A 13,428-nucleotide genomic window follows, 5' to 3' on the forward strand; every position below is an offset into this window, starting at 1 on the left:
GGCAGCACCATTGCCGCCTACCTCCGCATTCCGGGCACCCAATTCGGTGGCGGCACGGTCCTGCCGATGAGATTCGGGCCCGGGATCGGTCTGTAGATGTACCCGACCGTGTGGAGGTACATCATGCCGATCGACACCATCAATCTGGACGGCTACGGGAACGCCCCGCTGCCGTGGTCACGGGCCGCCGACGCGCTGGCGAACTATGTGGCCGACCCCGGATCCACCGCGTTTCTCAGCACGTGCTGCCCGAACGGCCGCCCGCACACGAACGGTATCGGCGCCGTGTGGATGGACGACGGGTTCTATTTCGTGAGCGGACCGTCCACCCGTAAGTCCCGGAATCTCGCCACGCAACCGCACTGCACCGTCACGGCCCAGCTCGAGGGTATCGATGTGGTGGTCGAGGGTACGGCCGCGATCGTCACCGATCCTGCCACTCTGGAGCGTGTCGCCGCCTACTATCGCGAACACGGGTGGCCGGTCGAGGTCCAGGGCGAGGCCTTCACCGCCCCGTTCAACGCACCCAGCGCGGGCCCGCCGCCCTGGCACCTCTACTACCTGACCCCACGCTCGGTGGTAGGGGTCGCCACCACGGAACCGCACGGAGCCACCCGCTGGAACCTGCTCTGATTCCGGAGGCCGGCACGATCCTGGGGCCGCCCCGCCGAGATGATCCGCCGCCGGACGCGCACGCGCCGGCCTTCGGCGAGGAGACGATGGTCGGCGTGCTCGTCGCCGTCGAGGGCCGGCCGGCCTTCCGGTACCTCACGGAGGCGTGCGCCGCGCCGGCCCGGCGGCCGCGGTATGGCCGATAGCGCCGTGACGCGGTGCCGGACGCTACTTCTTCCCCGAGGTGAGCCGGGTGATCGTGGTGTGGAAATCGTCGGTCTGGAAGGACTGGTACTCCGCGGTGAGGGCGTAGTCCAGGGACGTGAGTACCGCCTTCTCCAGTTGCATGTTCAGTACCCGCTTGGTGGCCTCGACAGCCTGGCGGGGCATTTCCGCGATCCGTTTCGCGCAGGCCAGCGCCTCGGCCATCGGATCGGCGACCACGTGATTGGCCAGCCCCATCTCCCGGGCACGTTCGGCGGGGATCCGGGCGCCGGTGAGCGCGTATTCCTTGGCCAGCAACAGGCTGGTGTGCAGCGGCCAGGTCAGCGGACCGCCGTCGGCGGCGACCAACCCCACCTGTACGTGCGGATCGGCGAGATAGGCGCTTTCGGCCATGTAGACGATATCGCTGAGCGAGAGCAGGCTGCAGCCCAGACCGACGGCGGGGCCGTTGACGGCGGTCACCACCGGGACCCGGCACCGCGCCATTCCGAGGACGATATCGCGGCCGTGCGCAATGGTTTTCTCGCGCAACACCGTATCCCGGCCGAGCTCTTCGAGATAGGTGAAATCTCCGCCCGCCGAGAACGCCTTTCCGGCGCCGGTGAGCACCACGGCCCGCACCTCGGGATCCTCCGACAGCCGCGGCCACAACCGCGCCAGCCCGGTGTGCAGTGCATCGTTGACGGCATTGAGCGCGTCCGGCCGGTTCAGGGTGACGATACGCAGGGCGCCGTCGGCCCGGACATCGATTTCCGGTGGCATATCGTACATTTCAGACTCCCAATCCGAGGATGCGTGCAGCGATGATGTTCTTCTGGATCTGCGAGGTCCCGCCCATTACGCTCTGCGCGCGGCTGTACAGGTAGGAACCGAACATCTCCTGGTCACCGGTTCCGGCGACGGTGAGGGCGGCATGTCCGACCGCCTGGTCGACCCAGGTCATGAGCAGCTTGTCCAGAGACCCCTGCGGCCCGTGGGTGACGCCGTCGAGCTGCTCGGACAATCGGCGGCGCACGTGCAGTCGCAGCATTTCCGATTGCACCGCAGCCCAGGCCAGTTCGCCGGGCGTCCGGCCTTCCACCCGCGAGGCCAGTTGTCGCACCAGTTTTCCGTACCGCGCGGCATACCCCAGGGTGGCGGGTTCGCGTTCGTGCCCGACCACGGTCATCGCGAGCTTCCAGCCTTCGCCCGGCGCGCCCACCATCTGGGCGGCGGGTACGCGCGCACCGTCGAAAAGCACCTGGCCGAACTCGGTCGTCACTCCGCTCATCATTTCCAGCGGCCGCTGCTGCACTCCGGGCTGTTTCATGGCGATGACGAACGCCGAGATACCTTTGTGCCGGGGCGCTTCCGGATCGGTGCGGGCCAGCAGCAGACACCAGTCCGCGACATCCGAATAGCTGGTCCAGATCTTGTGCCCGTGGATCACGTACTCGTCACCCTCGCGGGTGGCGGTGGTGGTGAGCGAGGCCAGGTCCGATCCGGCGCCCGGTTCGCTGAATCCCTGGCACCAGCGCTGACTGCCGTCGATCATGCCGGGCAGGAACCGGCGGCACAGTTCAGGGCTCGCGTGCCGGCCCAGCCCCTGGATCAGATAGCCCAGGCTCGGCCGGGGCGGTGCGCCGGCGATAGCGAGCTCCTCGTCCAGGATCACGTCGAAGACCGGTGCCAGTTCCTGGCCGCCGTACTCGCGTGGCCAGGACAATCCGAAGAAACCGGCCCGGTACAGCTCGGCATGCCATTCGCCCTGCCGGGCCCAGTACTCGTCGCCGGAGGTGGGGTATTTACCTGCCACACCGGCGAGCCAGTCGCGCAGCCGCTGCCGGAATGCTGCTTCTTCCGGGGAATCACGATAGTCCAAGACCGGCCTCCTCCAGGCGTACGGGAAACAGTTCGGTGGACACCAGGGCCCGCCGCAGATACACGTGGGCCAGGCATTCCCAGGTGTTGCCGATTCCGCCGTGCACCTGGATGGCGGTTTCGCAGACGGTGCGGGTGGCGCGGGCCGCGTAGATCTTGGCGATCCGGGCCGCGCGCAGCGCCTCGGCCGGCTCGAGTTCGTCGACCGCCCATGCGGCATGCCACAGCACGCTGATCGACCCTTCGATCAGGGCCTCGCTTTCGGCCAGCAGATGCGCCACCGCTTGGTAGGAGCCGATCGCATTGCCGTATTGCTCTCGCATCTTCGCGTACTCCACCGCGAGCCGCTGCGCACCGCGTGCCGTACCGACCAGGTCGGCGCAGGTGATGGTGAGCGCCAGCGCCTGCCAGCGGTCGCGGTGGGCGTCGGAGATATCCCCGCGCGGCTCCCATGGGCCGACGGCGGCGGCGGTACCGCGGGTGAGGTCGGCGCCGGGCAGTGAGTCACCGACCGATCCGGCCAGCAGCCGGCCACCCTCCAGTTTCAGTACCCGGTCGCTGCCGCGGGCGTCGATCGCGTTCCCCTCCACCGCGATCGTCCACCGCGACGTATCGCCGTCGGACCGGCCGTGCAGATCATCGGCGAGTACCGGCCCGAGCAGCGCGACATCCACCAGACCGCGCCCGAATTCCTCGGCGACCAGCGCCACCTCGACCCCGGAGGCGCCGTCGGATCGCAGATCCCGGAACCCGGTCGCCGCCACCGCGTCCTCGAGCCGGGACCGGCGTTTCCCGTCGGCCAGATCCAGAACCGATCCGGGCCCCAGCTCATCGGCCAGTTTCGCGGCCGCGTCCCGGAGTTGCCGCTGTTCACTCGTCAGCCGGACGTCCATAACGCTCCTTCAGCACTCGCCGCAGCACCTTGCCGGACGGCAGGCGCGGGATTTCGTCCACGAACAGCACCTGCCGCAACCGCTTGTAACCGGCCAGCCGCTGTTCGACAACGGCCATCAGCTCGTCGGCCGTTACGGGCGCGGCGGTCGCGACCGCGGCCACGATCGCCTCCCCGTTCGCGCCGTCGGGTACGCCGAACACCGCGCAGTCCGATACGGCGTGGTGGCCGTGCAGGACGGTTTCGATCTCCGCCGGCGCGACCTGGAAACCGCGGACCTTGATCATTTCCTTGGACCGGTCGGTGAGCCGCAGCCAGCCGTCGGCGTCCAGGTTTCCGACATCACCGGTGCGGTACCAGCCGTCGTCGAATGCGGCCGCGGTGGCGGATTCGGGTAGATAGCCGGCCATCACCGACGCCGCGCGCAGCTGTATCTCGCCGTCTTGCCCCGGGGGCACGGGTTTCCCGTCGTCCAGCGACACCACCCGCACCTCGACCCCGGGCACGGCCTTGCCCACACTGTCCAGTCGTGGCGCGTCGAGTGGGCTGCACGCGATCACCGGCAGTTCACTCGCCCCGTATGCGGGGAGCCAGGTGACGCCGGTCCGGCGGGTCACGGTTTCGGCGACGCTGGCCGTCACCGGCGTCGCACCCCACATGATGTAGCGCAGCGAGGACAGGTCGTAGGACTCCAGGTCCGGATACTGCGCCATGGCCAGGGCGATCGGCGCAACCGCCATCTCGATGGTGATCCGGTCGGATTGGATGTGCGCGAGCACCTTCTGCAGGTCGAACCGGCGATGCAACCGCACCCAGCAGCCGGTTTCGAGGGCGGTGACGATATTGAGGATGCCGAGGATATGCGAGGGCGGGGTGGCGACCTGGATCCGATCGGCGGGGCCGAGCCCGAGTGCGTCCTGCCAGTGCCGCACGGCCGCCGCGAAGGACCCGTGGGTATGCCGCACCGCCTTCGGCAAACCGGTGGTGCCGGAACTGAACACGAGGACGGCGTCGGCGGCCGGATCGGGGGTCACGAATGTCCGCGTGACAGCGGGTAGCGGATCGTCCAGTGACAGCATTTCGGTAAGACCGGCGAGCACCGGGTGATCGCCGACGGCGTGCCGGGCGCCGGTGATCTCCAGCGCGTGTGCGACCTCGGTGTCCTTCCAGGCCGGGCTCAGCAACACCACGGCGGCTCCCAGCCGCCAGATCGCCAGTACCGCGGTCACGAATTCGGGCCGATTGGACGACATCAACGCCACCCGTGCACCGGACCGGACCCCGCGTGCCGCGAGCGCCTCGGCCAGGCCGTCGGCCATGGCGTCCAGATCGTTGCGCGTGTACTCGTTTTCGTCGAACGCGAGCACGGTGCGTTCTGTCCATCCCTGCGCCGCTGGCGCCCCGGGCACTCGCGCGGTTGCGCCGGAGCCTGCACCGCCCGCGGGCACAGCAGGCGCCGGTGCACCGCCGGGCACTGTGGCCTCACTCATCTGCCGCCCCCGATCCGATAGCACTTCATCGCTGTTCCTATCCGAATTTGAGAATACTATTCTCGCTTGGATAGAATCTTACTACCAGAAGGAGGCGGCCATGGCGAGACCACCACTGTTCCGGCGCGCGAAAGTGATCCGGATCGTCAAGGAAACACCCGATACCCGCACCTTCGTGCTGGAACCGGAAGACGGGCCGTTCTCCTATCGGGCCGGGCAGTTCTGCACCTTCAAGATCACCGTCGACGGCAAACCGCTGTTCCGGTCGTACTCGATGTCCAGCGCTCCCGAAACCGATACCGAGTTCATGACCACGGTGAAACGGGTCCCCGGTGGCGCGGTGTCGAACTGGATGCACGACAACCTCAGCGAGGGCGACGAGGTCGAGCTGACGGTACCCACCGGCCGGTTCTGCCTGCGCGACGGCGACGTCCCGGTACTCGGCTTTTCCGGCGGCAGCGGTATCACCCCGATCATCTCGCTGGCCAAGAGCACATTGGCGAGCACCGACCGCAAGGTCCGGCTGCTGTGCGCCGACCGCGACCGGCCGTCGGCGATCTTCGAAGCCGCGCTGGACGAGCTGGTGGCGAAGTATCCGGACCGGTTGACCGTCCTCCGGCACCGCGACGACGAACACGGGTACGTGGACGCGGCGAAGGTCCTGGAATTCGTCGGCGACAGCACCGCGGGCGACGCGTATATCTGCGGCCCCGAACCGTTCATGGAACTGGTGGAGAACGCACTTCCCGGGCCGGGCCGGATCTTCTCGGAACGCTTCGGCGGCGCCCCTGTCAAGCCGGCGCCGCCGGCCACCACTCCCACCACTGTTCCAGCAGGACACTCTGATTCGACCGCCGCCGCGTCGGCGGCCCCGAGCCCGCCACCAGCGGCACCACAGACCGACGGGGTCCGTCCCACCACATCCCCGACCACCTCCGCCGACGAGGGGACGGTCACGATCTTCATCAACCGGAAGAAGAAATCCGTCCCCCGCCGCGACGGCGAAACCCTCTTGGAGAGCGCCCGCCGGGCGGGCCTGACTCCCCCGTTCTCCTGCGAATCCGGCAACTGCGCCACCTGCATGGCCAAACTCACCGAGGGCAAGGCCACGATGCGGGTCAACGACGCCCTCACCGACGACGATCTACAGGAGGGATACATCCTCACCTGCCAGGCCGTACCCGATACCCCGTCGGTGACCGTCCGGTACGAATAGGGCTGCCGTCTGCCTACGCGCTCCGAACCGGGGCCGGGGAACTTCCGGAGGGAGTGCACCTACTGCATCCCACCAACTATCTCTTGGCCGGCGAATGGACCCCCGACGACCATGGCGTGCGGATCGTTTTCCCGTTCCCCATTCGTATCGGCTGACCCGAACTCGCCTTCTGACCCGTCGTCTTCCCGGGTCGTCGGTGGGTTTCGGGTTCCGGCCGCCACTGCAGCACACCGATCTGCTCACCGGCCCAGGCACGGGCGAACAGTTCGATATCGACATTCGGGGCCACCCCCGAGTCTGCGCCCGCGCGGCGAGTACCGTCGCCGCCGTCTCTGGTCGAACGTCGGTGAACCGGCGTAGCGCACGGCCGGTGTAGTGCGTGTAGCAGGTGGCGTGGCCGACGTCGGCGCGCTGAACCATCTCGGAACGCCCCGGACGTGCGTGCTAGGTTTCACCGCCAAGCGGTGGCTTGGGCCCGCCCCCACTGCACCAGCGCCCACGCCAGGCAACCGAACGCCACTCCACTTGTCGCCACGCGGGCGTAATTCCACGTCACCCACCGCGTCTCGTCGAACGCCGCCCGCACGGCCGCCGGGTCCGCCATCTCCGCCGGCGCACCGGCGGCTTTCAACGCATCGTTGAGCGGCAGGTGAACCGCGACGGTCACCACGACCGCCACCAGATACAGCACCGCCCCCGCGGCCGTCCAGAGCAGCACCGGCCCCCGCCCCGGGCCCAGCTGCAGAAGTGCCGCGAGCACCGAGAGGACCAGCGCGCCCATGAAGGCCAGCAAGAACAGCGGATTCACGATCGCCCGGTCGATCGCCTGGAAGGAACCGATGAACGTCCGGTCGTCGGTTGTCCGCAGGCCCGGCATGATCGCCAGCGCATAGATCCCGAAAACCCCCGCCATGAGTCCGGTGGCCACGGTCGCCGCCACCAGCGCGACCGCACGCAGTCCGTCCAGCATTTCCCTACCTCACACCAGTAGTCCCGCATGCCTCGCCAGAAGCAGACCTCCTACGAGACCCGCAGGTGGACAAGGGCTACCGTACTCGCCGACGCCGACAAATCGAGTGTCCTCTGCGACCGGTCCGATCGCCGCGGCACCCTCGCAGGCAGGTTCACCGCGGTCGTACGGGTTCATCAACCGATCGGGGGCCACCGGTCGCTGCGCGGCCAGATCCGTGGGTATCACCTCGCAACCGTCCACATCCGCGAGCGCAGCACGGGCTCGGACAGGGCGGCGGGCCGGGACGACAACCCCGGCACCGGCAGCCCGCCAGGTTCCGGGCGGTTTCCAGTCCGAGCCCGGAACAGCCGCCGGTCACGAGGACGGTGGCACCCGAAAGGTCGGTATCGGCGAGCACCTCTCCCGCGGCGCGGCCGGTGGGCTCTGGGATCCGACAGCTCCCGGTCGGGCATCAGCAGCACCCTGGTCACGATGCGCCAACGACACGAAACCGCAGCGGTTAAGCAAGGGCCGTGAACTGGCGCTGTGTCCTACTGTCCAGCAGATGGGCACAGTGATCGGTGATCTGCTCCCGCTGGCGGTCGGGGTGGCGCTCTCCCCCATTCCGATCGTGGCCGCGATTCTGATGATCCTGTCGGCCGACGCCGGCCGAGCCGGGCGCGGGTTCGCACTCGGCTGGGTCGCCGGTATTGCCGCCGCCACCGTGATCGTGGTGCTGCTGGCCGGCCCGCTGGGCGGCGGAGGTGACAGGGAACCGTCGGCGGCGGGCGCGTGGGTGAAGATCGTGCTCGGGATACTGCTGCTGGGATTGGCCGCGGCGCAGTGGCGGTCTCGCGCCGATACCGCGATACCGGGCTGGATGAGCGCCATCGACACAGTGACTGTGCAGCGGGCGGCCGGACTGGGAGCGCTGCTCTCCGCGGTGAATCCGAAGAATCTGCTGCTGTGCCTGTCGGCCGGTGTGGTGATCGGGTCCAGTGGCACCAGTGTCGGCGGGCAAGTGGTCGCCATCATCGTGTTCACGCTGCTGGCCGCCTCCAGCGTGCTGTTCGTGATCGTCGGCTACACCCTGGCCGCCGACCGGCTGCGCGGCCCGCTGGACCGGGTGCGGGCGTGGTTGCAGGACAACAACCACGTGATGATGGCGATCGTTCTGGTCGTCATGGGCGCGGTTGTCGTCGGGAAGGGAATCGCCGGCCTGTGAACACGAGGCGGCCGGTGTTTCGAATCGCTACACGGCTGCTCAGCGGCGTGTCGTCCGCATACGATTGACCCATGTCCTCGCCTCGGATCGAGAAGCCCGACCTCCCCGAATACATGACCTGGGAGGAACTGGAGCGTCTACCCGATGAGATCGCGGAACAAATCGAACTCTGGGATGGACGTGTGGTGTGGGTGCGGCGCGGGCCTCGCGAACACCAGAAGTTCACTCGTCGACTGGTGAACGAGATCGAGCGTTGTTCGCGTGTGGACATGTCCACACGTCCCGAACGGCGCTGGGAGGTCGAGTCCGAGACCAACGTCTTTCTGGGAGCGAGTGGAAAGTCGAATTTCCTTACTCCGGACTTCCTGGTGCACCGGTGTATTCCCTCCTACCAGGATGTTCGAGCCGCCGATACGGTGCTGGTCGGGGAGGTGTTGTCACCAGCCAATACGCAAACCGATATCGAGGCCAAGACAAGCCGGTACGCCGCCGCAGGCATCGTCTGGTATTGGGAAGTAACTCTGCAACGCGATGTCAGCGCCATCGCGAAGATCCGGGCGTACGGATTGGAGACCGGCGTCGCCACGCTGCCCGAAGGCGTCCGTCCGCTGCACCGGTCCGACTACCGGCTGGTCGGCGAATGGGCGCACGCCGACGAGGCAGGGGTGAAGTTCGGATATCCGTTCCCGATCGAAATCCTCTGGGACTCCCTCGCATTCTGAGCCGTTGTGGCCGTCGTCGTACCGGCGGACACTCCCTCCGCCGCTCTCTGAGCAGGCAGCTGCAATGTCGACTACCGGGTCCTCAGGTCGCGGCACGGGCCACTGTGCGACGTTTGCTCCAGCCGATCACGCCGAAGGCAAGTGGCAGGAGCAGGCTGACGAAACCGGAGACCGGCATGGAGATCAGCCCGAAAGCGGCCAGCACCGCGAGGGCCGCGAGGATCGGCGCGGTGACGAATCCGCGGGCGCGTTCGACCTCGATGACCGCGATCCCCAAACCGACGGCGAGGACACCGAATGCGGTGAACCAGAACGACGGTTCGGGGTCCTGATCCTGGGTTGCCCAGATGACGATCCCCATGACGGTGTGCACCGACCCGATGAAGACGACTCATCGACGCCCTGTCCGGCCCGGATCCCCTACTCGCCGCCGCGGCATACCTACCCCGCTATTGCCGCGAACATCCCACCGAGGCACGGGCGATGAAGATGTTCCACCGCGACGAACTGCTCGAGACCGGACCGGCCGGTCTGAGGGACGCGATCGCCACCGTCAACGACGAGATGAATACCGCCATACGCGACGCCGTGACAGCGGAGTTCGGCGTCGCCGACGAATCCGGCATGGCGGTGGCCGCCGCCGCCATCAAAGCCATCCCCTACGGCCTGGTCCGCGACTACATCGCACGCGCCGCCCCGATCCCGGTCTGGATCGACGATATCGCCGCCACCGCCTCGACCGCCGTCGTCCGCGAGTTCGGCGGCCGCACTGCCGCCCACCAGCTCTGATTCCACACCGTCGGCGACGGTCGAACCGCGACTACCGCAGGACTTGACCTTCCACCCGCTGGAAGGTTCACGCTGTACTCGTGACCGACCGCGACACCCTGTTCACCATCGGGCAGCTGGCACAGCGCACCGGCCTCGACGCCAGGACCATCCGGTTCTGGTCGGATACGGGTCTGGTGCCGCCCACCACCCGCAGCCCCGCCGGATACCGGCTGTACGACACCGAAGCCGTCGCCCGGCTCGAACTGGTACACACGCTGCGCGAACTGGACCTGGATACGGCCACCGTGCGGGCAGTGGTGGAACGGCAAGCCAGTCTCGCGGACGTGGCGGCCGCGCACGCACGCGCCCTGGACGCCGAAATCCGCACACTGCGGGTGCGGCGCGCGGTCCTGCGGTCGGTCGCACACCGCAACAGCACCACCGAGGAGTTGAGGATCATGCACGAACTCGCCACCCTGTCCGCCGCCGAACGGCAGCGGATCATCGACGATTTCGTCGACGAAGCATTCGCGGGGATCGAACCGGACGCCCCCGGCGCCCAGATCGCCACCGGCATGCGGTCGATGCCCGCCACCCTGCCCGACGATCCGTCACCCGAACAGGTCGACGCCTGGATCGAACTGGCCGAGCTGGTCCGCGACCAGGGTTTCCGGGAGCGCTGCCGGGAAATGGCGGTCACCGGCGCCCGCGCCGGCGACTCACAGGTCCCGGAGGCCGATACCGCCGCCGGCACCGCTGCGATGGAAGCCGGCACAGCCGCGCTGGAGGCCGGTATCGCACCGGACTCGGCGGCAGCGGCCGATATCCTCGCCCGGGCCCTTCCGGACGTCATCGACCGAGCGGCGCTGGCCGATCAGATGGCCACGTTCACCGACAGGCGTGTCGAGCGTTACTGGTCGCTGCTCGGCATCATCAACGACTGGCCCGCTCGTCCCTCGATGGTCCCGGGCGCCGAATGGCTCATCGCCGCGCTGCGGGCCCACGCATAACCGGGCGTGCCGCACGGTGTGCATCTGCCCGGCCGATGCCGGCGATCTCCATGTGCCGGACGCCCGGCCACCCTGGTGCACCGCTCGGCACCAGGGTGGCCGGGGTCGGTCACGCCACTCCGAGTAGCTGTGAGTACGTGCGCGATGACCGAACCCAAAGGCTGTCCGGCGGCTTCGAGGTGGTCGGCGATCAGGCGGATGAACTCGGCCGGGTGATCGAGCATGGGCGAGTGACCGGCACCGGGCATCTCGACCGCCCGGGCGTTCGGGATACCCGATTCGAGGACTGCCACATGTTCCGGCGATGAGACCGATCGTGATTCCGACGGACATACCGGTGAATCGGACAGCGGGCGGGAACACCTGGGAGAAGTAGGACGGCACGACCGCGTAGTTGGCCGAATAGCCGGCGAAGATCAGCACGAATCCCAGGATCATCCAGCCCAGCTGGCGGGTGTCCATGAGGGCGAACCAGCAGAACGGCAGGAATATGAGCGATGCCGCACCGCCGAGGAATACCCGGCGGACACCGAGACGGTCTCCGAGCGCGCCGAACAACGGCAGGCAGATCAGGATGGCTACGGTGGCCGTCAGCAGGGTCGTGAGCACCGTACTGCTGCTGAGCCCGAGCGCGCGCTCGCCGTAGCTCAGTGAATACACCGTCGTCATCGTGATTGGGACATGGTGCTGGCCATCCCGGGCACATACACCCCGCCCGGCAGTCCGGTGGTCGCCGCCGCCATCGCGTCCTGGGAGGACGAGACCGGCCGGCCACACGAACCGATCGTCGCCAACAGCGGCGCCACCGACGCGAATATCCTGCGCGCGCGAGGCTTGCCGACCGCTCGTATCGGCATGGACCGGATCGGAGCGGATGCTCCTCTGCCACTGGATTTTCCGTCCGGGATGAATGTGGTCGACATCCGGGAGGCAGTCCGGCTGACCCGGGCCATCGTGCACACCGCGATCACGTTGTGTACCCGAGAACGGAGTATCCCGTGAGTGAACTCGTAATGGGTGTGGGTGCCTCGCACAGCACCCTGATGAATACGCACTGGGCCGAGGTGGACGATCTCGACGCGGCGCACCGATTCCGCGACGGCCTCGCTGCGGCACGAGCGGCGCTCGCCGAACAACGGCCCGATGCCCTGGTCGTCATCGGTTCCAACAGAGGCGCAGCGGATGCACGAGTCGATCCCCGGTTCGAATTTGGAGATCTTCCCCGAGTGCGGGCACTGGCCCCAGCACGAACATTCGCAGCGTTTCAACGAACTGGCCCTGAAGTTCCTCATGTGAGGGCGGCCCCTACCTCGCGGGCACCAGCGGTTTCTCGCGCTGGTGCCCGCAGGCCCCTGGGGACAGTTCCCGTCTCGATATCGCACCAGATCCGCTGGATCCCGCAAGATCCGACAACCATGGGGCCGCCTCCACCGAAACCATCGGTGCACAATACTGACCGCGCCCCCGCCGCCCCGGGACTCGATGTCGCGAAGCGCGGTTCGCAGTCCACTACACGAATGCACTCTCGACCGCGGCGAGTTCCTCAGGATTCAGGCGCCAGGTGGCGGCGTCGACATTCGCCGCGATCTGCTCCGGGGTGGTCGCGCCGGTGATGACCGACGAGACACCAGGCTGTGAGAGCAGCCAGCAGATGGCCAGCTCCAAGATGGTGTGCCCCTGCCCCTTCGCTATCGCAGTCAACCGGTCGACCAGGGCGAAATTCGCATCGGTTGCGTCACCGGCAAGGCGCGGCACCTCGGCCATACGTGACCCGGCCGGAAACTCCGTGCCCGCGGTGTACTTTCCCGTCAGCAGTCCGGACGCGAGCGGGAAGTACGGGATGATGCCCAAGTCGAACCGCTCGCACGCCGGGACGATTTCGTCCTCCACGGCCCGCTTCACCAGGCTCCATTCCACCTGACTACCACTGAAGCGAGTCACGCCGAGGTTCGCCGCGATGTGATGGGCATCCGCTATCTGCCAGCCGGCGAGGTTCGAGGAGGCGATATAGCGAACCTTGCCCTGATGCACCAGATCGTCCAGCGCCGCGAGAGTCTCCTCGATCGGTGTTCGCGGATCGGAAAAATGCAGGTAGTACAGGTCGATATAGTCGGTGCCGAGCCGCCGCAGACTCTCCTCGCACTCGCGAACGACATTGCGTCGTGACGCCGGCGCCTGATCCGGCCCGGCCGGTTTCGGACCACCGAATTTCGTCGCGAGAACTACCTCCGGCCGTCGCGTGCCGAGTGCCGCCCCGAGATACTCCTCCGAGGTGCCCTGCCCGTACATCTGCGCGGTATCGAACAGTGTGACGCCCAGGTCGAGTGCCCGGTGCACCACCGCGGCGGACTGCTGCCGGTCGATGCGCATCCCGAAGTTGTTGCATCCCAGACCGAGTGCCGACACGGTCAGACCACTGCGCCCGAACTGGCGATATTCCACGATCAAGCTCT

General features: G+C 67.6%; 15 protein-coding genes. 8 read left to right on the forward strand and 7 right to left on the reverse strand.

Going from position 1 to position 13,428, the window contains the following annotated elements; genetic code table 11:
* Window positions 1–123 precede the first annotated feature (123 nt).
* A complete protein-coding gene (locus NFL01S_RS14945; RefSeq protein WP_062975558.1) occupies window positions 124–633 on the forward strand; it encodes a pyridoxamine 5'-phosphate oxidase family protein in 510 nt (169 codons plus the stop codon).
* 207 nt (window positions 634–840) lie between these two features.
* Here NFL01S_RS14945 and NFL01S_RS14950 read toward each other — a convergent pair whose 3' ends face one another.
* The 4 genes from NFL01S_RS14950 to NFL01S_RS14965 are packed head-to-tail and all read right to left on the reverse strand — an operon-like array spanning window position 841 to window position 4,956.
* Window positions 841–1,608, reverse strand: coding sequence for an enoyl-CoA hydratase/isomerase family protein (locus tag NFL01S_RS14950; protein WP_062975559.1), 768 nt, complete (start codon window positions 1,606–1,608; stop codon window positions 841–843).
* A gap of 1 nt (window position 1,609) precedes the next feature.
* On the reverse strand, window positions 1,610–2,698 hold the full coding sequence (locus tag NFL01S_RS14955; RefSeq protein ID WP_062975561.1) for an acyl-CoA dehydrogenase family protein: 1,089 nt from the start codon (window positions 2,696–2,698) through the stop codon (window positions 1,610–1,612).
* The gene (locus NFL01S_RS14960; RefSeq protein ID WP_062975563.1) at window positions 2,685–3,590 is read right to left on the reverse strand and encodes an acyl-CoA dehydrogenase family protein; all 906 of its coding nucleotides are present in this window, start codon (window positions 3,588–3,590) and stop codon (window positions 2,685–2,687) included. Before NFL01S_RS14960 ends, NFL01S_RS14955 begins: the two co-directional genes overlap by 14 nt.
* Complete coding sequence (locus NFL01S_RS14965; protein WP_245670699.1) at window positions 3,568–4,956, reverse strand: class I adenylate-forming enzyme family protein; 1,389 nt, start codon at window positions 4,954–4,956, stop codon at window positions 3,568–3,570. The genes NFL01S_RS14960 and NFL01S_RS14965 overlap by 23 nt, the downstream gene beginning before the upstream one ends.
* 223 nt (window positions 4,957–5,179) lie before the next feature.
* Here NFL01S_RS14965 and NFL01S_RS14970 point away from each other — a divergent pair, with 223 nt between their 5' ends.
* Window positions 5,180–6,295 carry a ferredoxin--NADP reductase gene (locus tag NFL01S_RS14970; RefSeq protein ID WP_062975565.1) on the forward strand — a complete coding sequence of 372 codons (1,116 nt, stop codon included), beginning with the start codon at window positions 5,180–5,182 and terminating at the stop codon, window positions 6,293–6,295.
* Window positions 6,296–6,746: 451 nt separating this feature from the next.
* On the opposite strand, the gene NFL01S_RS14980 is transcribed toward NFL01S_RS14970, so the two are convergent.
* Window positions 6,747–7,265, reverse strand: a complete 519-nt coding sequence (locus NFL01S_RS14980; RefSeq protein ID WP_062975569.1) for an anthrone oxygenase family protein — start codon at window positions 7,263–7,265, stop codon at window positions 6,747–6,749.
* Between the two features lie 547 nt (window positions 7,266–7,812).
* Between NFL01S_RS14980 and NFL01S_RS14985 the strand changes: the two genes are divergently transcribed.
* Window positions 7,813–8,472 carry a GAP family protein gene (locus NFL01S_RS14985; protein ID WP_062975572.1) on the forward strand — a complete coding sequence of 220 codons (660 nt, stop codon included), beginning with the start codon at window positions 7,813–7,815 and terminating at the stop codon, window positions 8,470–8,472.
* Between the two features lie 71 nt (window positions 8,473–8,543).
* Window positions 8,544–9,194 (forward strand): Uma2 family endonuclease, encoded by a 651-nt coding sequence (locus NFL01S_RS14990; RefSeq protein ID WP_062975574.1) that lies wholly within the window; start codon window positions 8,544–8,546, stop codon window positions 9,192–9,194.
* Between the two features lie 82 nt (window positions 9,195–9,276).
* Here the strand turns inward: NFL01S_RS14990 and NFL01S_RS14995 are convergent, their stop codons facing one another.
* Window positions 9,277–9,576 carry a DUF6463 family protein gene (locus NFL01S_RS14995; RefSeq protein WP_062975576.1) on the reverse strand — a complete coding sequence of 100 codons (300 nt, stop codon included), beginning with the start codon at window positions 9,574–9,576 and terminating at the stop codon, window positions 9,277–9,279.
* Window positions 9,577–9,677: 101 nt separating this feature from the next.
* On the opposite strand from NFL01S_RS14995, the gene NFL01S_RS15000 reads away from it, so the two are divergent.
* The 4 genes from NFL01S_RS15000 (at window position 9,678) to NFL01S_RS37330 (ending at window position 12,271) form a co-directional block, all read left to right on the forward strand.
* Complete coding sequence (locus NFL01S_RS15000; RefSeq protein ID WP_245670700.1) at window positions 9,678–9,983, forward strand: hypothetical protein; 306 nt, start codon at window positions 9,678–9,680, stop codon at window positions 9,981–9,983.
* Window positions 9,984–10,063: 80 nt separating this feature from the next.
* Window positions 10,064–10,975: a MerR family transcriptional regulator gene (locus tag NFL01S_RS15005; protein ID WP_062975578.1), complete on the forward strand. Its 912-nt coding sequence runs from the start codon at window positions 10,064–10,066 to the stop codon at window positions 10,973–10,975.
* Between the two features lie 681 nt (window positions 10,976–11,656).
* Window positions 11,657–11,977, forward strand: coding sequence for a hypothetical protein (locus tag NFL01S_RS15010; RefSeq protein ID WP_062975580.1), 321 nt, complete (start codon window positions 11,657–11,659; stop codon window positions 11,975–11,977).
* Between the two features lie 180 nt (window positions 11,978–12,157).
* Window positions 12,158–12,271 (forward strand): alpha/beta fold hydrolase, encoded by a 114-nt coding sequence (locus NFL01S_RS37330; RefSeq protein ID WP_280507312.1) that lies wholly within the window; start codon window positions 12,158–12,160, stop codon window positions 12,269–12,271.
* A 213-nt stretch (window positions 12,272–12,484) separates the two neighbouring features.
* On the opposite strand, the gene NFL01S_RS15015 is transcribed toward NFL01S_RS37330, so the two are convergent.
* Complete coding sequence (locus NFL01S_RS15015; protein ID WP_062975582.1) at window positions 12,485–13,417, reverse strand: aldo/keto reductase; 933 nt, start codon at window positions 13,415–13,417, stop codon at window positions 12,485–12,487.
* Window positions 13,418–13,428: the final 11 nt, after the last annotated feature.

The organism is Nocardia flavorosea NBRC 108225 (assembly GCF_001613385.1).
GTDB lineage: Bacteria > Actinomycetota > Actinomycetes > Mycobacteriales > Mycobacteriaceae > Nocardia > Nocardia flavorosea.